General features: G+C 66.2%; 25 protein-coding genes. 12 read left to right on the top strand and 13 right to left on the bottom strand.

The genetic code is table 11. The features are described 5' to 3' along the window. Window positions 1-50: 50 nt before the first annotated feature. From KQH53_11960 to KQH53_11970, 3 genes are all read right to left on the bottom strand, one after another. On the bottom strand, window positions 51-629 hold the full coding sequence (locus KQH53_11960) for an ANTAR domain-containing protein (protein MCB2227384.1): 579 nt from the start codon (window positions 627-629) through the stop codon (window positions 51-53). Between the two features lie 97 nt (window positions 630-726). After that, a complete protein-coding gene (locus tag KQH53_11965) occupies window positions 727-951 on the bottom strand; it encodes a NifU family protein (protein MCB2227385.1) in 225 nt (74 codons plus the stop codon). A 10-nt stretch (window positions 952-961) separates the two neighbouring features. Further along, entirely contained in the window at window positions 962-1,858 is an 897-nt protein-coding gene (locus KQH53_11970) for a phosphoribosylaminoimidazolesuccinocarboxamide synthase (protein MCB2227386.1), read from the bottom strand. Window positions 1,859-1,982: 124 nt separating this feature from the next. On the opposite strand from KQH53_11970, the gene mdh reads away from it, so the two are divergent. Next, window positions 1,983-2,918 (top strand): malate dehydrogenase, encoded by a 936-nt coding sequence (gene mdh / locus KQH53_11975; GenBank protein ID MCB2227387.1) that lies wholly within the window; start codon window positions 1,983-1,985, stop codon window positions 2,916-2,918. A gap of 146 nt (window positions 2,919-3,064) precedes the next feature. Here the strand turns inward: mdh and KQH53_11980 are convergent, their stop codons facing one another. The 9 genes from KQH53_11980 to KQH53_12020 form a co-directional block, all read right to left on the bottom strand. Beyond that, window positions 3,065-4,282, bottom strand: coding sequence for an acyltransferase family protein (locus tag KQH53_11980; GenBank protein ID MCB2227388.1), 1,218 nt, complete (start codon window positions 4,280-4,282; stop codon window positions 3,065-3,067). Between the two features lie 137 nt (window positions 4,283-4,419). Continuing rightward, window positions 4,420-4,974, bottom strand: coding sequence for an HDIG domain-containing protein (locus KQH53_11985; protein MCB2227389.1), 555 nt, complete (start codon window positions 4,972-4,974; stop codon window positions 4,420-4,422). Window positions 4,975-4,982: 8 nt separating this feature from the next. Beyond that, a complete protein-coding gene (locus tag KQH53_11990) occupies window positions 4,983-5,276 on the bottom strand; it encodes a transcription termination factor Rho (protein ID MCB2227390.1) in 294 nt (97 codons plus the stop codon). A 180-nt stretch (window positions 5,277-5,456) separates the two neighbouring features. Then, window positions 5,457-6,248, bottom strand: coding sequence for a slipin family protein (locus tag KQH53_11995; protein MCB2227391.1), 792 nt, complete (start codon window positions 6,246-6,248; stop codon window positions 5,457-5,459). 275 nt (window positions 6,249-6,523) lie between these two features. Beyond that, complete coding sequence (locus KQH53_12000; GenBank protein MCB2227392.1) at window positions 6,524-7,831, bottom strand: nodulation protein NfeD; 1,308 nt, start codon at window positions 7,829-7,831, stop codon at window positions 6,524-6,526. A gap of 18 nt (window positions 7,832-7,849) precedes the next feature. Continuing rightward, window positions 7,850-8,446, bottom strand: coding sequence for a uracil-DNA glycosylase (locus tag KQH53_12005; protein MCB2227393.1), 597 nt, complete (start codon window positions 8,444-8,446; stop codon window positions 7,850-7,852). Window positions 8,447-8,543: 97 nt separating this feature from the next. Next, entirely contained in the window at window positions 8,544-9,752 is a 1,209-nt protein-coding gene (gene coaBC, locus KQH53_12010) for a bifunctional phosphopantothenoylcysteine decarboxylase/phosphopantothenate--cysteine ligase CoaBC (protein ID MCB2227394.1), read from the bottom strand. After that, on the bottom strand, window positions 9,752-10,249 hold the full coding sequence (locus tag KQH53_12015; protein MCB2227395.1) for a hypothetical protein: 498 nt from the start codon (window positions 10,247-10,249) through the stop codon (window positions 9,752-9,754). Before KQH53_12015 ends, coaBC begins: the two co-directional genes overlap by 1 nt. A 17-nt stretch (window positions 10,250-10,266) precedes the next feature. Continuing rightward, a complete protein-coding gene (locus KQH53_12020; GenBank protein MCB2227396.1) occupies window positions 10,267-10,806 on the bottom strand; it encodes a nitroreductase in 540 nt (179 codons plus the stop codon). A gap of 158 nt (window positions 10,807-10,964) precedes the next feature. Here KQH53_12020 and KQH53_12025 point away from each other — a divergent pair, with 158 nt between their 5' ends. The 8 genes from KQH53_12025 to KQH53_12060 are packed head-to-tail and all read left to right on the top strand — an operon-like array spanning window position 10,965 to window position 16,947. Further along, a complete protein-coding gene (locus KQH53_12025; protein MCB2227397.1) occupies window positions 10,965-12,560 on the top strand; it encodes a peptide-binding protein in 1,596 nt (531 codons plus the stop codon). 4 nt (window positions 12,561-12,564) lie between these two features. Beyond that, the gene (locus tag KQH53_12030) at window positions 12,565-13,539 is read left to right on the top strand and encodes an ABC transporter permease (GenBank protein MCB2227398.1); all 975 of its coding nucleotides are present in this window, start codon (window positions 12,565-12,567) and stop codon (window positions 13,537-13,539) included. Beyond that, on the top strand, window positions 13,536-14,393 hold the full coding sequence (locus tag KQH53_12035; protein ID MCB2227399.1) for an ABC transporter permease: 858 nt from the start codon (window positions 13,536-13,538) through the stop codon (window positions 14,391-14,393). Before KQH53_12030 ends, KQH53_12035 begins: the two co-directional genes overlap by 4 nt. A 32-nt stretch (window positions 14,394-14,425) precedes the next feature. Next, window positions 14,426-15,079 carry a hypothetical protein gene (locus tag KQH53_12040; GenBank protein MCB2227400.1) on the top strand — a complete coding sequence of 218 codons (654 nt, stop codon included), beginning with the start codon at window positions 14,426-14,428 and terminating at the stop codon, window positions 15,077-15,079. 49 nt (window positions 15,080-15,128) lie between these two features. After that, on the top strand, window positions 15,129-15,332 hold the full coding sequence (locus tag KQH53_12045) for a 4-oxalocrotonate tautomerase family protein (protein MCB2227401.1): 204 nt from the start codon (window positions 15,129-15,131) through the stop codon (window positions 15,330-15,332). Between the two features lie 5 nt (window positions 15,333-15,337). After that, a complete protein-coding gene (locus KQH53_12050) occupies window positions 15,338-16,195 on the top strand; it encodes a GNAT family N-acetyltransferase (protein MCB2227402.1) in 858 nt (285 codons plus the stop codon). Window positions 16,196-16,206: 11 nt separating this feature from the next. Beyond that, entirely contained in the window at window positions 16,207-16,554 is a 348-nt protein-coding gene (locus KQH53_12055) for a cupin domain-containing protein (protein MCB2227403.1), read from the top strand. A gap of 57 nt (window positions 16,555-16,611) precedes the next feature. Beyond that, on the top strand, window positions 16,612-16,947 hold the full coding sequence (locus tag KQH53_12060; protein ID MCB2227404.1) for a hypothetical protein: 336 nt from the start codon (window positions 16,612-16,614) through the stop codon (window positions 16,945-16,947). Window positions 16,948-17,238: 291 nt separating this feature from the next. Here the strand turns inward: KQH53_12060 and lexA are convergent, their stop codons facing one another. Next, entirely contained in the window at window positions 17,239-17,676 is a 438-nt protein-coding gene (gene lexA, locus KQH53_12065) for a transcriptional repressor LexA (protein ID MCB2227405.1), read from the bottom strand. Window positions 17,677-17,787: 111 nt separating this feature from the next. Between lexA and KQH53_12070 the strand changes: the two genes are divergently transcribed. From KQH53_12070 to KQH53_12080, 3 genes are read left to right on the top strand one after another with little or no spacing between them, the layout of a single operon-like run. Next, window positions 17,788-18,621 (top strand): amidohydrolase family protein, encoded by an 834-nt coding sequence (locus KQH53_12070; protein MCB2227406.1) that lies wholly within the window; start codon window positions 17,788-17,790, stop codon window positions 18,619-18,621. Window positions 18,622-18,624: 3 nt separating this feature from the next. Continuing rightward, on the top strand, window positions 18,625-19,863 hold the full coding sequence (locus KQH53_12075; GenBank protein MCB2227407.1) for a DNA repair exonuclease: 1,239 nt from the start codon (window positions 18,625-18,627) through the stop codon (window positions 19,861-19,863). After that, entirely contained in the window at window positions 19,860-22,505 is a 2,646-nt protein-coding gene (locus tag KQH53_12080) for an AAA family ATPase (protein ID MCB2227408.1), read from the top strand. Before KQH53_12075 ends, KQH53_12080 begins: the two co-directional genes overlap by 4 nt. Window positions 22,506-22,602: the final 97 nt, after the last annotated feature.

Below are 22,602 nucleotides of genomic sequence, written 5' to 3' on the forward strand. Positions count from 1 at the left end.
AAAGGCCGTCCCATGAGGGACGGCCCTGAATATTTAGCTAGGCCTTCGCTTCACCCGCTCAGCAGGTCCGCCGAGCTGATGACCCCCTGCGCCACCTCGCCCAGGGAGAGTCCTTGGCGGCGGGCCTGCTCTTCCAGCACCGCGCGGGCGTCGCTTTCGTCCAGGCCCAGGCGCTGCATGACCAGGCCCTTGGCCCGCTCCACGGCCTTGCGCTCGGCCAGGGCGCGCCTGAGATCGGCCACCTGGCGGCGCAAACGGGCCAGGCGGGCCGAGCTGCTCAGCGCCAAGGCCAAGGCCGGGCCCAGGTTGGCGGGCTCCAGGGGCGGGATAACCAAACCGGCGGCCTCGGGCAGCTGGGCCAGGCGCTCCAGGGCCTGGTCCGCGTCCTCGGCCACCAGCACCACCGGCCAGGGGGCCAGGCCGCGCAGACCCTCCACCGGCAGCCCGGCGGCCAGGAGCACCGCGTCCGGGGCCAGCTCCTGGGCCAGGCGGCAGGCCAAATGACCTTCAGGCGTGCTGGCCACCACCTGGTGGCCCATGGCTTCCAGACAGGCACGCATGGCCGCGGCCTCGTCCGGAGGTGCAGCCAGGAGAACCCTGAGTTGACGGGTAAATTCGCTTTGGGTCATGCCGCGCTCCCCCCACAAAAGCGCCCCCACCGGCGCAAGGCCGGTGGGGACCGGCAATCCTATTAGGTTTCGGGCCCCGGGGCCCGGCGCGAGGGGCCTAGTTGACCGCCTCCACGCTCTTAATCTCGGGCACCGCCTGCTTGACCACCTTTTCGATGCCCATCTTGAGGGTCATCTGGCTCATGGGACAGCCGCCGCAGGCGCCGGTGAGCTTCACCTTTACCACACCGTCGTCGGTGACATCCACCAGTTCCACGTTGCCCCCGTCGCGCATCAGGGCGGGCCGGATCTTATCCAGGGCTTGTTCCACCTGTTCCTTCAAGGCGTCCCTCCTAGGCCAGGCCCTTGCCGGTAAGCTGGGTCAAGGCCTCCAGGTAACGTTCCCGGGTGCCCGCGATGACCTCGGCGGGCAACGCGGGAGCCGGCGGCTTCTTGTCAAAGCCAATGCTCTCCAGATAATCGCGCACGAACTGCTTGTCAAAGCTCTCCTGGCCCCGGCCGGGCGCGTACTTGTCCGCCGGCCAGAAACGGCTGGAGTCCGGGGTGAGCACCTCGTCGATGAGGATCAGTTCGTCGCCCATGGTGCCGAACTCGAACTTGGTGTCCGCGATGATGATGCCCTTGGTGGCGGCGTAGTCCCGCGCCCGGCCGTAGATGGCCAGGGCCCGCTGAGCCACCGCCTGGGCCAGCTCCGCGCCCACGATCTTTTCGGCCTCCTTAAGGTCGATGTTCAAATCGTGCTCGCCCAGCTCGGCCTTGGTGCTGGGGGTGAACAGGGGCTCGGGCAGCTTGTCGCTCTCGGTGAGCCCGGCGGGCAGCTTGTAGCCGCACACCTCGCCGGTGGCCTGGTAGTCCTTCCAGCCGGTGCCCGAGAGATAGCCGCGCACGATGGCCTCGATGGCCAGAGGCTTGGCCTTTTTCACCAGCATGGAGCGGCCCTCCAGCACCTCGGCGTAGGGCTTGAGCTTGGCCGGGAAGTCGCTCACCTCCCAAGCCACCAGGTGGTTGGGGGTGATGTCGGCCATCATCTCGAACCAGAAAAGCGATATCTGAGTGAGCACCTTGCCTTTGTCGGGGATGGGGTCGGGCAAGATCACGTCAAAGGCGCTGAGGCGGTCGGTCGCCACGATCAGCAGGTGCTCGTCCAAGTCGTAGATGTCGCGGACCTTGCCCCTGGCCAGCAGGGGGGCCGCATCAATATTGGTTTGGTGTACGGGGGCGGGGCTCATGGTTCTCCTCGGTTGCTGAGCCGGTTTCATTTCTGGCCACCCGGCGTTGACGGGGGGCTTATGACAGTAGTATGTTTTTGCCGTTCCTTAAAACTAGCACAAAGCTCTATAAGGAGAAAGCAACATGCTTCAGAAGATAACCGTCATCGGAGCTGGGAACGTGGGAGCCACCTGCGCCCAGCGCGCCGCCGAAAAAGAGTTGGCCGATGTGGTCCTGGTGGACGTGGTCGAGGGTATGCCCCAGGGCAAGGGCCTGGACCTGTGCGAAGCCGCTCCCGTGGAAAAGCACGACGCCCTTATCACCGGCACCAACGACTACGACGCCACCGCGGACTCGGACATCATTATCGTGACCGCGGGCATCGCCCGCAAGCCCGGCATGAGCCGCGACGACCTGATCAAGACCAACGCCGGCATCGTGAATACCGTGTGCTCCGAGGCGGCCAAGCGCTCGCCCAACGCGGTTATGATCATCGTTTCCAACCCCTTGGATGCCATGTGCCACGTGGCCCTCAAGGCCTCCGGCTTCCCGTCCGAGCGCGTCATCGGCATGGCCGGCGTGTTGGACTCGGCCCGTTTCCGCTTCTTCATCGCCGAGGCCCTGAACGTGTCGGTGGAGAACACCCACGCCTTCGTGCTGGGCGGCCACGGCGACACCATGGTGCCCCTGCCCCGCTTCTCCACCGTGGCCGGCATCCCCATCACCGAGCTGCTGCCCGAGGATAAGATCGCGGCCATGTGCCAGCGCACCGCCCAGGGCGGCGCGGAGATCGTGAGCCTTTTGAAAACCGGCAGCGCCTACTATGCCCCGGCCTCCTCGGCCGTGGAGATGGCCGAGGCCATCCTCAAGGACAAGAAGAAGGTGCTGCCCTGCGCGGTGTACCTGACCGGCCAGTACGGCTACAACGACCTGTACATCGGCGTGCCGGTGAAGCTGGGCGTGGGCGGGGCCGAAGAGGTCATCGAGATCAAGCTGACCGCCGACGAGAAGGCCGCCCTGGACAAGAGCGCCAATGCGGTGCAAGGCCTGGTGGACCTGCTCAAGGAGATGGGCTACTAAGCCCCCGAAGGCCCCCCCGCAAGGGCGGCCGCTGCTGTAACCCCCCGGCCCGGAGCAAGAAAATTTCCTGCTCCGGGCCGTTTTTTGGCTCTACGCGCACTTAATGTTATTTATTAAGTATCTCGCTATTTATTTGTTTTTACGTTTTATTTAATTGGCTTCATGCCCATAAGCCAACGCAGCACATTGTAGCGCCGAATGAGCAGGTCGTAGATGGCCATGATGCCCGCGAAGGAGAGCACCGCGATGAGCCCGGCCTCCAGCAGGGGGCCCAGCTTCCACTGAATCAGGTAATAGCCCACCGCGTAGATCACCGAGAAGTGGATTATGTAAAAGGGCAGCACCGCCGGGTTGGCGTAGTCCAACACCCGGTTGTCCCGGTTGAGCAGGCGCTCCCCCACCCCCAGCAAGGCCAGCACCCAGCACCAGGCCAGCAGGCCCCGGAAGGCCTGAACCAGTATCCACGCCTGGTGGTCAAAGGGCAGCAGGTTCCCGTCCGCGCGGTGCCGGGTGATCCCGGCGAGCTTCAGGTTGATCCCGAAGTGGGAGTCCAGGTGCAGCCAGCTGAGCACCAGGGCGATGCCCAACAAGACCCAGGCATAACCCCGGATGGCCTCCCGGGTGGCCTCTTGGCAATAGAGCAAGTAGCCGCAGAGAAAGAACACCAGGAAGGTCAGCGGGTCCCAGCCCCCGGCCAGGCGCAGAAAGCCCAGGCCGATCGCCTCCATGAAGGCCGAAGCGGCCGAGATGGGCACGAACAGCAGGAGCATGGCCCAGGGGCGCCGGAACACCCGGCCGGCGCGGGTGAGCAGGCTGGTTTTGCTCGGGCCGAAGTTGATAAACAAGGGCAAGGCGATCAGGGAAAAGGCAAACAGGTAGAGCAGGTACCAGAGATGAGTGCCCACCCCCGGCGGCGCGAAGTTGCCCCCGGCCATGTACAGGCCATGGAAAAAGTTGGGGTACCAGGCCAGGAAGTTTTCCGTGGTCTTGCCCTGGAACAGCCTCTCGAAGTAGACCTGCAAGGGGCCGATGACCAGGGTGCCCACCAGGAGCAGGGGCACCAGGATGCGCAGCACCCGCTCCTTGAGGAAGCCGCCCACTGAGCGCGAGCGCAAGGAATAGAACACCGACGCCCCGGAGATTACGAAGAACAGGGGCATCATCCACAGGAAGTTGAACTCGCGGAAGGCGGACAAGGCCAGGTCGCGCGGTTCATCGTAGATGGTGAAGGTGTGATAGTCGTAGAACTTGGCGCAGTGGTGCAGGAACACCAACAGGATGGCGACGATGCGCAGCCAGTCCAGGTAATAGAGCCGGACGCCAGGCGATGCCGTAGACGCCTTATTGAATGAAGCGTCAGTCATTTCCCCCTCTCAAAAAACCCGCCAACCAGGCCGCCCCGGCCCGCATCGGCGCCTGAATGTTCATCGGCAATCTTTAAGAATAATCAGAGAGGTGGTTTCATGCCGGGCGGCCTTTCCCAGTGGGGCCGCTTGCGAGCCTAGAGGCCCAGGTCGTCGCTGATCTCGCGCATGGCCTCCACGGCCAGGACGGCGAACTCGGGCAGGGGTATGCCCAGCTCTTCGCAGAGCCGGATGTGGTCGCGGTTGACGCTGGCGGCGAAGGCCTTTTCCTTCATGCGCTTGGTCACGCTCTTGGGCTTCACGCTGGCCAGCTTCTTGTCCGGGTAGACCATGGTGGTGGCGGTCACCAGGCCGGTGATGGTCTCGCCGGCGGTGAGGGCCAAGTCCAGGGGCGTGGTGCGCGTCAGCCCCAGGTTCTCGGCATTGTGCGCCTTGATGGAGCTGACCACCTTCGCAGGCAGGTCATAGCCTGCCAACAGCTCGGCGGTGACCAGCCCATGGCGGCCCATGTCGTCCACGGTTTCGGGATAATCAAGGTCGTGCAGCAGCCCGGCCAGGGCCCAGGTCTCCTCGTCGTGGCCCAGGCGTCGGGCCATGGCGCGGAGCACAGCGGCCGAGGCCAGGCTGTGCGCCAGGATCCGCTGGTCAGTGAGGCGGCTCTTGGCCAGCTCCATTCCAGCGGCGAAGTCCATGATGGGCCTTAGCCGGCCGCGGCCAGCTTGCGGGTCTGCTTCTTCAGGCGGCCGATGCGGCGGCGGTACATTTCCACCTGCTTCTTGTCGCCGGCCTCGCGGGCCTTGTCGCGCTCGCCCTTGAACACCTTGATCTGAGCCTTGACCTTGGCGATTTCCTTGGCGAAGAGCTTGCTGCCCGACTCATCGTCGATGCCCAGGGCCTCTTTGATGGCCTTAAGAAGCTCCTCTTTGTTCATGCTGTGCACGCCCATGATGTTGCCCAGCTCCAGGCCGTATTCACGGAGCTCTTTGGCGGTCATCTTTTCCAGAGGCTTTTTGGGCTCCGGAATTTTGGTGGCGGCTTCCGCTTTGGGCGCCTCGGCGGCGGTTTCTTCTTCGGCGGTCTGCAGGGTTTCCTCGTCAGCCATTTTTCTCTCTCAAGTTTCCCGTTTTAGCTAGCTGGGGCGCGATCTTGCATCCGCGCCGCTGAATGGGGGAGTCTACCCGTTGGAGTCGTTATTTTCAACCATTTTCAGAAACGGTTTGAACAGATCGATGGGCAGGGGGAACAAAGTGGTGGAGTTGTTTTCGCTGGCCACCTCCCGGAGAGTCTGCAAATATCGCAGTTGCAGGGCCTGGGGATGGGCCGCGATTATCTCCGCGGCCATGGCCAGCTTTTCGGCCGCCTGGAACTCGCCCTCCGCGTTGATCACCTTGGCCCGCCGCTCGCGCTCGGCCTCGGCCTGCTTGGCCATGGCCCGCTGCATCTCCTGGGGCAGGTCGATGTGCTTTACCTCCACGGTGGACACCTTGATGCCCCAGGCGTCGGTGTGCTGGTCCAGGATCTGCTGCAACTCGCTGTTGATCTTCTCGCGCTCGCTCAAGAGCTCATCCATCTCAATCTGGCCGCACACGCTCCGGAGGGTGGTCTGGGCCAGCTGGCTGGTGGCGAAAAGATAGTCCTCCACCTGCACCACCGCGTTGGTGGGGTCCATGACCCGGAAGTAGACCACCGCGTTCACCTTTACCGACACGTTGTCCCGGGTGATCACGTCCTGGGAGGGCACGTCCATGGCCACGGTGCGCAGGCTGATTTTGGTCATGCGGTCGATGATGGGTATGAGAATGATCAGCCCCGGCCCCTTGGCCGCGACGACCCGGCCCAGGCGGAAGATGACCCCGCGCTCGTACTCCTTGAGCACCCTCAGGGAGACCGCCAGGAACAGGATTAACAGGATCACCACGGGCAGCAGGCCGCCCAGCAAGGCAATCAAGCCGGATACGAATCCCATGTCGCTCTCCTAATTTAGCCCGCAAATTTCATGGATGCCGTGCGCCCGGCCGCGCCAGCCACCGACATACCGTGTTCCTGGCTGCGCTCGGTCCTCGACGTAGCACTACAGGCTACGCCTGCGTCCCTCGCTTGCCAGACGCCTTGTCTGTCGGCGGCTGGCTGTGCCGGAGTTAGAAACGAGCCACCCCCTATCGAAGTGAGCTTTTCTTTCATTTCTAACCCGCAAGAGACAATTCGTTGCCATTTATCGCCCGGCCTCATGAAACATGCGGGCTAGGCATTCTGGCTCTTTCCGCGAAAATCACCAAGGGGAGCCACCTCCACCTCCAGGCCGTGGGCCGCGGTGATCGTGACCTCCTGGCCCGGGGCCAGGCCCGAGGGGCCGCGATAGCGCCACAGCTCGCCCAGCACCCGCACCCGGGTATCGTCCACCACCTCCGCCCGCGCGCCCACCAGGCCCTCCAGGCCGGTGACGCCCTTGGCCAGCTGGGCCTTGCCCGCCAGATAGGCCACCCCGCCGAAGAACAGGATCACGCACAGGGCGGTGGGCACCAGCACGGCCAGGGACACCGCCACCACCGCCTCACCGGTGCGAAAGAGCATGACCGAGCCCAAAACCAGGGACGCCGCCCCGGCCAGGGACAATAGGCCATAGGAGGTGATCTTTATCTCCGCGAAGAACAGGACCACCGCCAGGCCGATGAGGGCCAGGCCCGCGTAGCTCACCGGCAGGGCGCTCATGGCGAAAAAGGCCAGAATCAGGGCCAGGCCGCCCACCACCCCCGGGAAGATGGTGCCCGGATGGCTCAGCTCGAAGTAGATGCCCGCCAGGCCGATCATCAACAGGATGTAGGCCAGGTTGGGGCTGCCCAGCAGGCTCAGCAGCTTTTCGCGCCAGCCGGGCTGCACAAAATGGATGGTCTTGCCCTTGGTGTCGACCACCTTCTCGCCCCCGGCCACGGCCACCTTCCTGCCTTGCAGCATGGCCAGGAGCTCGCCCAGGTCATTGGCGATCACATCAACCAGGCCCAGTTCCTTGGCCTTGGTGGCGTCGAAGCTCACCGACTTAGTGACCATCTCCCCGGCCAGCTTGGGGTCGCGGCCGCGCTGCTTGGCCAGGCTGACGGCCAGGGCCTTGAGGTCGCTCACCGCCTTGTCGCCCATGGCGCCCTTGATCTCCTTGCCGCCCGCGCCCACCGGATGGGCCGCGCCCAGATGAGTGGCCGGGGCCATGGCCGCGATGGGGGCGGAGAGCATGAGGAAGGCGCCCGCGCTGGTGGCCCGCGCCCCGGCCGGGGCGGTGTAGACCACCACCGGCACCGGGCTGGACATGATGGCCTTGACCATCTCGCGCATGGAGGAGACCAGGCCGCCGGGGGTGTCCAGGCGGATCACCACCAGGGCGGCTGAGGCGCCTGCCGCCTCCTTGAGCCCCTCCAGCAGATAATCCGCGCTGCCCGGGTTGATGGTGTCGCTCAGCTCCAGCACCCACACCTGCCCCTGCCCTTCGGGCGCGGCCAGGGCAACCGGGGCGGCCAGGATGAGCGCCGCCAGGATTATGCTCATGATCAAGCGGGGCATGGCCCCTCCGAATGATTGCTAGTGCTCGGGCCCGCGAACCAGGGCCTTTAGATCATTATAGGCCAATCCCTTGGCCTCCGGGGTGCGCAGCAGATAGGCCGGGTGATAGGTGGGCAGCACCGGCACCCCCAGGGCACTGGCCCAGCGGCCCCGCAAACGGCCGATGGGCGCGTCCGTGGCCAGAAGCGCCTGGGCGGCGGGCCGCCCCAGGGCGCAGATGGCCGCTGGCGCGATCTGCTTCACCTGGGCCTCCAGGAAGGGGCGGCAGGCCGCGACCTCGCCCGGCTGGGGGTCGCGGTTGCCCGGGGGGCGGCACTTGACGATGTTGGTGATGTAGACCTGGCTTCTCTGCAAGCCTACCGCCGCCAGCATGGCGTCCAACAGCTTGCCGGCCGGCCCCACGAAGGGCAGGCCTTGCTGGTCTTCCCGCTGGCCCGGCCCCTCGCCGATGAACATGATGCGCGCGTTTTCGGGGCCGGCCCCGAACACGATCTTGTGGCGCGTTTCGCTCAGGGAGCAGCGGGCGCACTCGCCCAGCCAGGCCTGCACGTCCTGCAATGAGCCCAGGCGCGGGGCGGGGCTGGAGGGCATGACCGCGGCCATGAGCTGGTCCATCTCGCCCCGGCTGCCTTCGACCTGGCTGAGGCCCAGGCGGGAGCGGCAGGCCAGGTTGCCGGCCAGGGCCGCGAGCTGGCGGGGATCGGCCACGGGACTAGTCGCGTCCCTTGAGCAGGCGGGCCACCCGGTCCAGCAAACGGTGGGCCACCTCCTGCTTGGTCATCAGCGGCAGGCTTTCCACCTCGCCGTCCGGGGTGAGCAGATGCACCCGGTTGGTTTCCACCGCGAAGCCGGAGTCGCTGGCGGCCACGTCGTTGGCCACCATGAGGTCCAGGTTCTTGGCCCTAAGCTTGGCCCCGGCATGGGCCAGCACTTCTTCGGTCTCGGCCGCGAAGCCCACCAGGACGGCCTCGCCCTTGTCGGCCCCCAGTCCGGCCAGGATGTCCGGGGTGTTCACCAGGGTGCAGACCTCGCCGCCCTGGCCCTTCTTGACCTTCTGGGGGGCGCAGTCCTGGGGCCGGAAGTCGCTCACCGCCGCGGCCTTGATGATCACGCTCTGGGCCTTGGCCCGCGAGTTCACCGCCTCGGCCATCTCCAAGGCGCTGATCACCCGCACCGTGTCCACCCCTTCGGGCGGCTCCAGGTGGGTGGGGCCCAGGACCAGGGTGACCGCCGCGCCCCGGCGGCGGGCCATGCGGGCCACCTCGATGCCCATGCGGCCCGAGGAGGGGTTGGAAAGGTAGCGCACCGGGTCCAGGTGCTCGCGGGTGGGCCCGGCGGTGACCAGGATGGGCACGCCCGCCAGGTCTTGCTCGGAGAGCAGGTCCATGGTCCGGTCCACGATGGCCGCCGGCTCCACCATGCGGCCCGGGCCTTCCTCGCCGCAGGCGGTGCGCCCGGCCTCCGGGCCCACGATGTGCGCCCCCCGCTCGATGAGCGCGGCCAAATTTGCCTGCACCGTGGGGTGGCCATACATGTGGGGGTTCATGGCCGGAGCGATCAACAGCGGCGCGCCCGTGGCCAGCATGAGGGTGGAGAGCAGGTCATCGGCCAGGCCGTGGGCCGCCTTGGCCAGGAAGTTGGCCGTGGCCGGAGCCACCACCACCACCGAGGCCCAGCGGGCCAGGTCGATGTGGCTGATGGCCGACTCCTCGTTGGCCTCGAACCAGTCGCCCGGCACCGGGTTGCTCGTGAGGGCCGCGAAAGTAAGCGGCCCCACGAAGCGCTTGGCCGTGTCGGTCATCACCACCCGCACCGCGCAGCCCTCCTTGACCAGGCGGCTGGCCAGGTCGGCGGCCTTGTAGGCGGCGATGCCCCCGCAGACCCCCAGGAGGACGCGGGGCTTGTCGCTGGCCGCGTCCATCAGTCCACAGCCGGCGCCACCCAGATGGTGACCTCGGTGCTGAAGGTGGACTCCTCGATGTGGATCACCGCGGTCTTGCCCTTCTTGGCGAAGAACAGCACCACCCGGGGGTACTTGTAGGACCCTTGCAGCACCCAGTTGTCGCGCTGCATGGAATCGATGAAGAAGTTGATCAGGCTCTGCACTTCCAGGTTGTCGGTGAACACCAGCACCCCGGCCTTGAACTTGCCGGCCCGGAAGATGAGCGAGCGCTTCTTGTCCAGCTTGAGGGCGTTGGGAACCTGGATATCGTCAAAGTCGTAGTAGCGCCCCACCGCGGCCGGGGCCATGCGCGTCTTGGTAGCGGCGGCAGCCGCGTCGCCGGTCTTGGCCGGAGCGCCCTGGGCGGCGGGAGCTTTCTCCGCGCCTACCGGCTGCGCCGAAAAGATGGAGCAACCGGCCGCCAGCCCCAGGCTGAGGGTCAAGACGGAAGCCAGGGTTAACTTTAAGAACTTCATAAAAGGCAACTCCCCGCTTAGAGGGTGGGTTCCGGCTCGGACAACCGGGCGGGCAGGACCAGCTCGTCCATGGTCAGGCGGTAGGGCTTGCCATGGCTGTCGCCGGCCGGATGGCCCAGGGCCAAAATGGCCATGAGCTCGTATTCTTCGCCCAGGCCCAGCGTCTGGCGCACCTGGGTGGCGTTCTTGAGGATCTCGCCCAGCCACACCGCGCCCAGGCCCAGACCGTGGATCATCAGGAGCATGTTCTGCAAACAGGCGCCGATGCCCTGATAGTCCTTCATTTCATTGTACACGGAAGGCAGGTGCAGGAAGGTACAGATCAGGACGGCGGACTCGCGCACGATGCCGCTGCACTTGGTCATGGGGGCCAGGGCCTCCTTGATCGCCTCTTCCTGAATAACCACGAAGCGCCAGGGCTGGTTGTTCAGGCCGCTGGGAGCCCAGCGCCCCGCCTCCAGGATGGCGTCGAGCATGGCCTGGTCCACGGGCTGGCCGGTGTATTCGCGCACACTGCGCCTGCTGGTGATGAGTTCAAGCAGCTCTGTGGGGTTCATGCGGTCTTCTCCTTATCTCTGCGGCATGTTAACAACGCACCCCGAAGGCGTCAAGCGCCCGGCCTGCCAGGCGAAACACCCTTGCGCCCCTTGGCGGGCGCGGCTAGACTGGCTTGCAGGGGCTGGCGCGTGGGCCCCGCTTTTTGCCTGGAGGTGACATGAGAAGGTTCTGGGGAATATTGCTGCTTTGCCTGGCCTGGGGCGCCCTGCCCTGGCCCGCCCTGGCGGCGGACAACGGCGGCGCGCTGGTCATCGGCACCATCGGCGACGCCACCAGCATGATTCCCATGATCACCAGCGATTCGGCTTCCCACGAGATGAGCGGCCTGGTCTACAACGGCCTGTTGAAATACGACAAGGACCTGAACCTGGTGGGCGACCTGGCCGAGTCCTGGAAGGTCAGCGACGATGGCCTGACCATCACCTTCAGGCTGCGCCACGGGGTGCGCTGGCAAGACGGCAAGCCCTACACCGCTCAGGACGCCCTGTTCAACTGGCGCTTCATGGTGGACCCCAAGACCCCCACCGCCTACTCCGGCGACTACATGAAGGTCAAGGACGCCTCCGCGCCGGATGACCACACCTTCGTGGTGCACTACAAGGAGCCCTTCGCGCCGGGCCTGGCCTCCTGGACCCTGTCCCAGATGCCCCGCCACTTGCTGGAGGGCAAGGACGTGCGCGCCTCGAAGCTCAACCGCCACCCCATCGGCACCGGGCCCTATCGCTTCGTGCGCTGGGACCCGGGCGCGCGGGTGGTGCTGAACTATTACGAAAATTATTTCGAGGGGCGGCCCCACATCAGCCAGGTGACCTATCGGGTCATCCCGGACATGGCCACCATGTTCCTGGAGCTCAAGGCCGGGGGCCTGGACTGGATGAGCCTGAGCGCCTTGCAGTACCGCCGTCAGACCAGCACGGCCTTCTTCAAAAAAAACTTCGTCAAGTACAAGTACCTGGCCTCGGGCTACACCTATCTGGGATACAACCTCAAGGACCCCCGCTTTGCCGACAAGCGGGTGCGCCAGGGCCTTAGCTACGCCATCAACAAAGAGGAGCTGATCAAGGGGGTGCTCCTGGGCCTGGGCCAGGTGTGCACCGGCCCGGTCAAGCCGGGCACCTATTGGTACAACCCCAAGGTCAAGCAGTATCCCTATGACCCGGCCAAGGCCAAGGCCCTGTTGAAGGCCGCCGGCTGGGAGGACCGCGACGGCGACGGAATCCTGGACAAGGACGGACGGCCCTTCGAGTTCACCATCCTGACCAACCAGGGCAACGCCTACCGGGCCAACACCGGGGTGATCATCCAGCAGCGTTTGTCCCAGATCGGGGTGCGGGTGAAGCTCCGCACCGTGGAGTGGGCCGCGTTCATCAAGGAGTTCGTTAACAAGGGCCGCTTCGAGGCGGTGCTCCTGGGCTGGACCATCACCCCGGACCCGGACCAGTTCGACATCTGGCACTCCTCCCGGGCCCAGCCGGGACAGCTCAACTTCACCTATTACAAGAACCCCGAGCTGGACAAGATCCTCGTGGCACAGCGCCGCACCTTTGATCGGGAAGAGCGCCGGGCCCTGTTGTTCAAGATGCAGGAGATCCTGGCCGAGGATGTGCCCTACACCTTCCTCTACGTGCCCGAGGCCCTGCCCATCCTGGCCGCGCGCATCCGGGGCGTGAAGCCAGCGCCCGCGGGCATCTCCTACAACTTCACCGACTGGTGGGTGCCCAAGGCCTTGCAGAAGCCGGCCCTGACGAGGTAATGCCTTGCTAACCTACCTCGCCAAACGCCTGGCCATGATGGTGCCCCTGCTCATAGGCATCACCTTCATCAGCTTCCTCATCATGCACCTGGCGCCGGGCAGCCCCACCGACCTGGCGGCCGACCTGAACCCCAAGATGAGCGAGATCGCCAAGGAGCGCCTGACCAAACTCTACGGTTTGGACAAGCCCCTGCCCGTGCAGTATTGGAACTGGCTCAAGCGCCTGGCCGTGCTGGACTTCGGGCGCTCCTTCGCCCCGGACGGCCAGCCGGTATTGAACAAGATCGCCGACCGCCTGCCCATCACCGTGACCATCAACCTCTTGTCGCTGGCCCTTGTTTTGGTCATAGCCGTGCCCATAGGCATTTACAGCGCCACCCATAGGGGGTCGCTGTTCGACCAGGGCACCACGGTGTTCGTGTTCCTGGGTTTCGCCACGCCCACCTTCTGGCTGGCCCTGTTGTGCATGATCCTGTTCGGGGTGATCCTGGGCTGGCTGCCCATCAGCGGCATCAAAAGTCTGAACCACGACCAGCTCTCGGCCTGGGGCCAGCTCATGGACTACGCGCGCCACCTGGCCCTGCCGGTGATCCTGAGCGCCTTCACCTCCCTGGCGGGCATGAGCCGCTACATGCGGGGCAACATGCTGGAGGTGATCCGCCAGGACTACATAACCACCGCGCGGGCCAAGGGCCTGCCCGAGCGCCTGGTGATCTACAGCCACGCCTTGCGCAACGCGCTCATGCCGGTGATCACCATCCTGGGCCTGTCGGTGCCCGCGCTCATCGGCGGCTCGGTGATCTTCGAGTCCATCTTCGCCATCCCGGGCATGGGCAAGCTGTTCTACGACTCGGTCATGGCCCGGGACTATCCGGTGGTCATGGGCGGCCTGGTCATCGGCGCGGTGCTCACCCTGGTGGGCAACCTGCTGGCCGACCTGGGCTACGCCCTGGCCGACCCCAGGGTGCGCTCCTCATGAGCAAAGGCGGCGAATACCGGGGCCTGTGGGGCCAGTTCACCCACAACCTGAAGGCCAACCGCCTGGCCATGGCCGGGCTGGCCGTGGTGCTGCTATTGCTCTTCACCGCCCTGCTCGCGCCCTGGCTGACCCCCCACGACCCCAACGGGATCGACGTGAGCGCCATCCTGCTGCCCCCCAGCCTTAGCCACCCCTTCGGCACCGACGAGCTGGGGCGCGACGTGTTCTCGCGCATGATCATGGGCTCGCGGGTGAGCCTGGAGGTGGGCCTGGTCTCGGCCGGGGTGGCCACCATCCTGGGGGTGATCCTGGGCGCGCTGGCCGGCTACTACGGCGGCTGGGTGGAGTCGACCATCATGCGCTTCACGGACATGATGCTCTGCTTCCCCACCTTCTTCCTCATCCTGGCGGTGATCGCCCTGCTGGAGCCATCGATCATCAACATCATGGCGGTGATCGGGCTGACATCCTGGATGGGGGTGGCGCGATTGGTGCGCGCCGAGTTTCTCTCGCTCAAGGAGCGGGAGTACGTGGTGGCCGCCAAAAGCCTGGGCGCGGGCGACCTGCGCATCATATTCCGGCACATCCTGCCCAACGCCATGGCCCCGGTGCTGGTGGCCGCCACCCTGGGGGTGGCCGGGGCCATCTTGGTGGAGAGCGGGCTGAGCTTCCTGGGCCTGGGGGTGCAGCCGCCGGCCGCGAGCTGGGGCAACATCCTCAACCAGGGCAAGGCCAACATCGAGATCGCCTGGTGGCTGAGCCTGTTCCCGGGCCTGGCCATCCTGGTCACCGTGTTGGGCTACAACCTCTTGGGCGAGGGCATCCGCGACGCCCTGGACCCGAGGCTGCATTAACGAAACAAATCAATCTTAAAAAGGGGGGAACAATGAAGGCAATCGAGTTGAAGAGTGGCCTAATCATATCAGCTCCAGTTACCAGCCTGCGACAATTCGTTAACGAATGGTACGAAATGTATGACGGAATAAATGTTGAGGACGACAACAATTTGACTGTTCCTGATATAGCACTTTCGATAATGCTAAACTCAAGGATTTCTGGCATTACGGGAGGAAATATCTACTATAAAAAGGCCTCCATAGACAAATATTTAGCCATGATACCCAATGACGTTGATCTATTCTCCCTGAGTCCGACAGAAACAATACCTGGCGAAGACGGCATAAGAGACCTCGTAGGTTGCATGTGCAAAATTTCGAGAGTTGCATTGTCTGTCACCACTAAGGTCATTCACAAAAAGCGACCACTTTTAATACCAATCTTCGACTCATTTGTTGAAGAACAATACTGCAAAAGAATCAAAGGCAGCACCCGAATGCCATGGGGCGATTATTGTGTCAATATGATGAGATTGGTCATAGAAGACATGCAAAACAATAAAAACCAGTTACAAGAACTAGTAGAAATAATGAAAGAAGACGGGACTCCCATGTCTGCCTGTCGCATTCTAAACGCCTTAACTTGGAAGAAAGTCCGCAAGCAAAAGGACCTTTTAGCAGCACAGAAAAATGGGAAAACGTAATTAATTTTTCCCTATCAACGCCATCATCTACTTATATCAGGAGCTAATCATGCCTCACGTCAACGTGCGCGTCACCAAGGGCCCCCTCACCACCGAAGAAAAGCAGCAGATCATCGCTGGCATGACCGAGGTCTTGGTCGATGTCCTGGGCAAGCCCCGCGACAGCGTGTCCGTGGTCATCGAGGAGATCGACACCGACAACTGGGGCAAGGGCGGCGAGAGCTTCACCGTGATCCGCGCCCGCAACAAGTAAGCCCCATGGAGCCCATCGCCACGCCTCCGGGCCTGAGGGTGCGCAACATGAGCCGGGACGAGCTGGCGAACCTGGCCGTGCCCTGGGCCGCATCCGAGGGCTGGAACCCCGGCCCGGGCGACGCGGCGGTGTTCTTCGCCGCCGACCCGGAAGGCTTTTTCGTGGCCGAGCGAGGAGGCGAGGCCGTGGGCTGTATCTCGGCGGTGAACTACGGCGATGCTTACAGCTTTTTGGGCTTTTTCCTGGTGCGTTCCGAGCTGCGCGGCCAGGGCATCGGCTACGCCCTGAGCCAGGCGGCCCTGGCCCACGCCGGGGAGCGCATCATGGGCCTGGACGGGGTGGTGGCCCAGCAAAGCAACTACCGCGCCTCGGGCTTCGAGATGGCCTTCAAGAGCGTGCGCCAAGCCCGCCCCGGCGGCGGCGAGGCCCCCGGCGGCCTGAGCGAGCTGGCCGCCCTGCCCTGGGACACGGTGCTGGCCTACGACACGGCCCACTTCCCTGCCCCGCGGCCGGAGTTTCTGCGCGGCTGGCTGAACATGCCCGGGGCCACCGCCCTGGGCATCATGGCCTGCGGCGGGCTGCAAGGCTACGGGGTCATGCGCCCCTGCCAAGAGGGCTACAAGATCGGGCCCCTGTTCGCGGCCGGGCCGGAGGAGGCCCGGGCGCTTTACCGAGGCCTGGCCGCCCGCGCACCGGGGGCCACGGTATACCTGGACACGCCCCAGAACAACCCGCACGCTGTGGCCCTGGCCCAGGAGCTGGGCATGGAGCCGGTATTCGAAACGGCGCGCATGTACAAGAACGGAACCCCCGCCTGGCCGGACGGGGAGATTTACGGCATCACCAGCTTCGAGCTGGGCTAAGGAGCGAGGACATGCTGGTTCGCGACCTGGAACATCCCGACACCCAAGCAACCAAGTACCGCGCCCACGGCGGCGGGGTGGCCCACATGATTTTGGACGCCAGGCGCCATTTGCAGACCATAATGTTCCTGGCCCACGCCTCGGTTCCTCCGGGCAACAAACTGGAAGGTCATGTTGACCCCATGGAGGAGATATATATAATTCAAAGTGGAACGGGGGAAATGCAGGTGGATGACCAGACTCGCCACGTTACGCCCGGCGATTGCATCCACATTCCCATCGGCAGCTTCCATGAGCTGACCAATACCGGAGCAGAAGAACTGACCATCCTGGTGGTGGCGGGGCTGATCCCCGGCTAACCACACCGCTCGCGACATCCTGCTCGCTAACTTTGCAACACACTTGGGGGGGTGTGCATGCAGAATCATGAGCGCGGTTATCTGAACAGCGGCCTGCCCCAAGGGGTGGCGAGGGCCCTCAAACGAATGCCCGGCAGCCTGCGGCGGGAATTCTTCGTGGAGTTCCGGCAACGGCGGCGGGGTGTGCTGCCCACCCTGATTCTGGCGGTAATTTTTCCGGTACAGCTTTTTCTGCTGGGGCGCTGGCTCTTGGGCGCGGCCTTTTGGGCCACCCTGGGCGGCCTGGGCGTGTGGTGGGTGGTGGAGATATTCCTCACCCCCGGCCGGGTGCGCGACTACAACATGTACCTGGCCCGCTCCATCCTGGACAACATCATCGGGGTGGTCATCTGAGCAGTTCCCGCCAGGGACACCCGCCTGGCTGCGAAGTCTCGGCTCTATTTTGTTTTAAGAAAAAAGTAGTGAATGAAGGAATGCCGCCGCTGGAGTGGGCTGGCGGCTTGCGCCGCTCCCCGCGTGCCCCGGACAAGGACAATGGACGAGGAAAGCGGCCTGCGCCAGATTAAAGCCTGATCTCCGGCAGTCCCGCGTCAGCCAGGCCTCGGACGCTCGAGGCCAGAAGGAAGGGCCGCCCCAGAGGGCGGCCTCTTCACCTTCCAAACTCTTTTATGCTTATTCGCTGACCTAGTGCCGGGTGTAGTGGCGGATCAGCCCCGCCACCACGCCCAACACCCGCACCTGGTCGTGGCGCAGGGTGATCGGCTCCATGGTGGGGTTGGCCGGCTCCAGGCGGATGTGGTCGCGCTCCAAATAGAACTTCTTCAGGGTCACGTCGCTCTCGTTGATCAGCGCCACCACGGTCTGGCCGTTCTCGGCGGTGTGGCGCTCCTCCACCACGATCACGTCGCCCGGGCGGATGTGCTCGTCGATCATGGACTCGCCGCGCACCTCCAGGGCAAAGGTGCGGTAGCGCCCCAGCATGTCGCCGGGGATGGACACGGTGCGGTCCTGGGCTACCGCCTCGATGGGTTGTCCCGCCTGCACCACCCCCAACAGAGGCACCTCCACCTGCTCCAGGTCGATCTCGCAAAAGCCCAAGTCTTTAAGGGTGACGCTGCCCATGGTCGCCTCCTGTTGATATACTTTTGTATTGTATGCTATACAGGTGTGAGGCACGTGTCAAGCCCTTAGCGCGGGCTTTACCCGGTAAAAACCGGTTGCTATAGTGCGGTCATGATCATCGACGTACACACCCACATATTCCCCCCAGAGGTCATGGCGGACCGTGAGCGGTTTTGCCTGGGAGAACCGGCGTTTGCGGCCATTTACCAGAACCCGGACGCGCCCATGGTGGACGCCGGAGGATTGGTGGAGGCCATGGACGGCGAGGGGGTCGACGTGTCCTGGGCGGTGGGCTTTCCCTGGATAAAGGAAGAAAACGCCCGCCTGCATAACGACTACCTAAGCAGCGCGGTGGGCGAGTATCCCGACCGGCTGCGCGGCCTGGCCTGCGTGCACCCGCCGGCCGATTGGGCCGCGCGCGAGGCCGAGCGCTCCCTGGGCCTGGGCCTGCACGGCCTGGGCGAGCTGGCCTTCTACGACACGGACCTGGACACCGACAGCCTGGGGGCCATGTGCGACCTGGCCGCCGAGGCGGACGCGCCGCTTCTGCTGCACACCAACGAGCCGGTGGGGCACCAGTACCCCGGCAAGGCGCCCATGACCCTGGCCGCGCTCTACAAGCTCATCAAGGAGCACCCGCAGACCAAGCTGGTGCTGGCCCACATGGGCGGGGGCATCTTTTTCTACGCCGCCATGAAGCGCGAGGTGCTGGCCGTTTTGGAGAACGTGTGGCTGGACACCGCCGCCGCGCCGTTCCTGTACAAGCCCCGCGCCTACGGCCTGGCCGTGGAGCTGCTGGGCGATGACAAGCTCTTGATGGGCAGCGACTATCCCCTGCTGCCGGTGAGCCGCTACCGCCGCGAGCTGGCCTCTCCCGAGGCGGGTCTGAGCCCCGAGGAACTGGCCCGCGCTCTGGGGAGCAACGCGGCCCGCCTGCTGGCCTAGCCCATGCCCCTGAACATCCTGCACGCGGCTGATTTGCACCTGGGCGGTCCGGTGGCCGCGCCCGACCCGGCCCTGGAGGGTCTGGCGGGCCAGGCCAGGGCCACTTGCCTGGAGCGCCTGGTGGAGCTGGCCAGGCAGCGGGATGTGGGCCTGGTGCTCCTGGCCGGGGACGTGTTCCACGCCGCGGAGCCGCCCCTGGCCGCGGTCTATGCCCTGGAGAAGGCCATCGCCGCCTGGGGTGAGATGGGCGCGCGGGTGGCCATCGCGCCGGGCAACCACGACCCCTGGCTGCCCGGCGGAGTGTGGGAGAGCTGGCAGCCGAGCGAGCATCTGACCATCTTCCCGCCCGCGCCGGGAGGCGTGGCCCTGGGCGAGGGCGGCCCCTGGCTGGCGGGCGCGGCCCATGCCTCCCCGGCCGAGAGCCGCGACCTGGCCTCCACCCTGCCCGCCCCGCCGGGCAGCCGCCCCGGCCTGGCCGTGCTGCACGCCAATGTGGCCTCGGCCAACCCCGAGGGCGCTCACGAGCCCTACGCCCCGGCCAGCCTCTCGCAGATGATAAGCGCGCCTTTTGCCCTGTGGGCCCTGGGGCACATCCACATCGGCCAGGAGCTGAGCGCCCATCCCCGGGTGCTCTACGCGGGCACCCCGCAAGGGGCGCACCTGGGTGAGACCGGACCCAAGGGGGCCTGGCTGCATCGCCTGGAGGGCGCGTCGCTCGCCAGCGAGTTCGTGCCCCTGGCCCCGCTGGAGTTCTTTGACCTCAAGCTGGACAACCTGGCCCGCGCGGCCACCCCAGCCGCCCTGGTGGAGCGGGTGCGGGCCGAGCTGCCCGCGCCGAGCGGGGCCTGGCCCGCGCAGCGCTGCGCCCGCCTGCGCCTGGCCGGGCCTTCGCCCCTGTGGCAGGCGTTCCGGGCCCAGGGCCACGACGCGCTAAGCGGCCTGCTGCGCCGGGAGCTGGACCTGGCCGGCCTGGTGCTGGACGCCCGCGCCCTGGGGCCGATGGTGGACCCGGCCGAGCTGGCCGCGCGAGACGACGTGCTGGGCCGCGCCTTGAGCCTGCTGGCCCAAGCCGAAGGAGACGACGAGTTCCTGGCCTCCCTGGCCGAGGAGCTGGGCAAGGAGCTGCACCCGGAGCAGGCCCGCCTTAGCCGCGAGGAACGCTTGGCTCGCCTGCGCGGCTTGCTGCCCGAGGCGCGCTGGCTCCTGGTGGGCGGCCTGCATGGCGGCGAGGGCAACCAATGAAGCTGGAACGCCTGCACATCGGCGGCTTCGGGCCCTTGCCCCAGAACCGCACCCTGGATTTCGCGCCTGGCCTGAATCTGGTGCTGGCCCCCAACGAGCGCGGCAAGACCACCCTGGGTGAGCTGATCGCCGGGCTGTTCTACGGCTTCGGCAACCGGGTAGGCGGGGTGCATCCCTATGAGCCCTGGTCCGGCGGGGACACCGGCGGCGAGCTGCTCTACCGCCTGGAGGATGGCCAGGCCTTCAGCCTGGCGCGGCACCTGGACAAGCGCGAGACGGTTGGCCTGCGCGACGCGGCCGGGCGGGCCCTGGAGCTTAAGGGCCGCTCGCCGGGCGAGCTGCACCTGGGCCTGGGGCAAGGCGCTTTCCTCACGGTGAGCCGCATCCGCCTGGAAGATTTGCAGCAAGCGCTCTACGCCAGCCCCGGCGAGACCAAGGAGCTGAGGGCCACCCGGCAGTGGCTGGCGGGATATTTCTTTTCCGAGGCGGCCACCCGGGGCGAGGTGTCCAACCCGGTGAGCGTGCTGCAAAGCCTGCGCGAGCAACGCGAGCGGCTGTTCTCCCGCGACCGGCGCAAGGGAGCGGAGAGCAAGCGCCTCTTGGAGGCCGAGAAAACCGCCAGCCAGGGCGAGGCCCTGGCCAAGGAGCGCGAGGCCACGGCCCGCGCCACCCAGGAGCGCCTGCATGAGGCCGAGGCCCAAGCCGCCGCGCTGGACCAGCGCCGCCAGGCTGCCTCCCAGGAGGTGGAGCGGGCGGCCAAGCAGGTGGAGCTGGCCAAGGCCCTGCTGCGGCGAGCGGAGCTGCATAAACAGATTAACGATTTGAGCGAGCAAGGGCTGGCCCCGGCCGAGGCCGAGACCCGCGCCCGCGAGCTGGTGAGCCAGGCCAAGGCCGCCCGCCAGCGCGCCGCCCAAGCCGAGGCCGCCGCCCAGGCCGCACGAGAGAGGGCCAAGAAGCTTTCGCCCTCGGGCGAGCCTGCCGCGCTGGAAGAAAAGCTGCGCGGCCTCAGCGCCCGGCGGGCCGAGTTCAACGCAGCCCACCGCCACCAGGAGAGCGAGGAGCACCGCCTGGCCGCCCGGGCCAAGCCCCTGCGCGAGCAGTGGGGCCTGGAGCCCAGCGGCCTGGCCAACATCGACCCGCAACTGCCCTATCGTTTGGATCGCCTGCGCGCCGAGGCCCGCGAGAGCGAGGCAGCCGAGGCCCAGGCCCGCCAGGCGGTTGAGGCCCTGCCCCCAACGCCAGCCGCGCCGGTGCTCTGGCTGGTGCTGGGCATCATCGGAATCATCGGCGGGGCCAAGCTGGCCTTCTGGACCTACTTGGGCGCCTTGCCCGTGTGGAGCTGGGCCCTGGCCGGGGCCTTGGCGCTGGGAGGCACGGGCTTAGGCGGGCTGTGGATCGCGCGTAAAGGCCGCGCCAAGGAGGCGCTGCAAAAGGCCGAGGCCGCCGAGGCCGCTAACCAGCAGGCCGCAGCCAAGGCGGCTCAATCCCGCGCCGAGTTGGAGGCCGCCCTGGAGGCCCTGCCCACGGATCTGCGCCAGGCCGAGGCCATGGCCCTTAGCGCGGCCATTTCTGACGCCGCGCGCCTGGAGCAAGACCGCCAGGCCCAGGACGCGGAGCGGGCCCGCCTGGAAGAGCAGCGCGCCGCCCTGCTGGCCGAGGCCCAAGAACTGGCCCCAGCTGCCGAGGGTGGCATGGAGGCGGCCCTGGAGGAACTGGCCGCCCGGGTGGAGCAGGCCAAGCAGGCCCTGGCCGAGGCGCGGGGCCAGGCCGAGAGCGCGGCGCGGGAAAAAGCTTACGCCGAGCAGCTGGAGCGCGACCTGGCCGGCCATCTGGCCGCCTTGGGCCTGGCCGATCTAGAGGCCCTGGCCGCCGCCCGCCAGCGCGAGCAGCAGGCCCGCGACCTCAAGGCCAAGCTGGCCGAGCTGGACGCCTCCTTGGGCGAGGCTGCCTCAGGCCTGGCCATTGCCCCCGAAGCGGCCTCGGCCGCCCTGGCCACCGCGCGGGAGCAGGCCATGGCCCTGGAGCGCGAGGCCCGTGAGCTGGCCGCTACGCGGGGGTCGCTGGAGCAAGAGCTGACTCACCTGGGTCAGGCCGAGTCCCTGGCCCAGGCCGAGACGCGCCTAGAGCGCCTGGCCGAGGACAAGGCCCGCCTGGCCGCGGAGCACGACACCCTGCTGGTCGCCGAGGCCCTGCTGGGCCGGGCCATGGAGCAGTTCCGCTTGGAGGCGCAGCCGGGGCTGCTGCAAAAGGCGGGCGAGTATCTGCGTCTGGCCACGGACGGGGCCTACGAGTGGCTGGGCACTGACCTCTTCGCGGGCCAGGGCAAGGCCGAGCCCGAGATCAGCGCCCGGGCCGGGGCCGGAGCGCCGGAGCGCGACAGCGGGGCACTTAGCCGGGGGGCGCGGGACCAGCTCTATCTCTGCCTGCGCCTAGCCCTGGCCGACGAGATCACCGCCCAGGGCGAGCCCCTTCCCCTGATCCTGGACGATCCCCTGGTCAACTTCGACGACCGCCGCATGGCCGCCACCCTGGGGATGCTCTGCAAGGTGGCCGCCTCGCGCCAGGTGCTCCTGCTCACCTGCCACCAGCGCCAGGCCGACCTGCTGGGCGGAATGTGCGAAGTCAACCGCCTGGAGATCTAGGCTCCGCGAAGTTTCAAGATACCCATTTCAGAATGGCCGTCATTGCGAAGCCCACCGCCCAAGAAGGTGGTGGGAATGAAAGCGCCCTCGCAGCGGG

Source organism: Desulfarculaceae bacterium (assembly GCA_020444545.1).
Classification (GTDB): domain Bacteria; phylum Desulfobacterota; class Desulfarculia; order Desulfarculales; family Desulfarculaceae; genus Desulfoferula.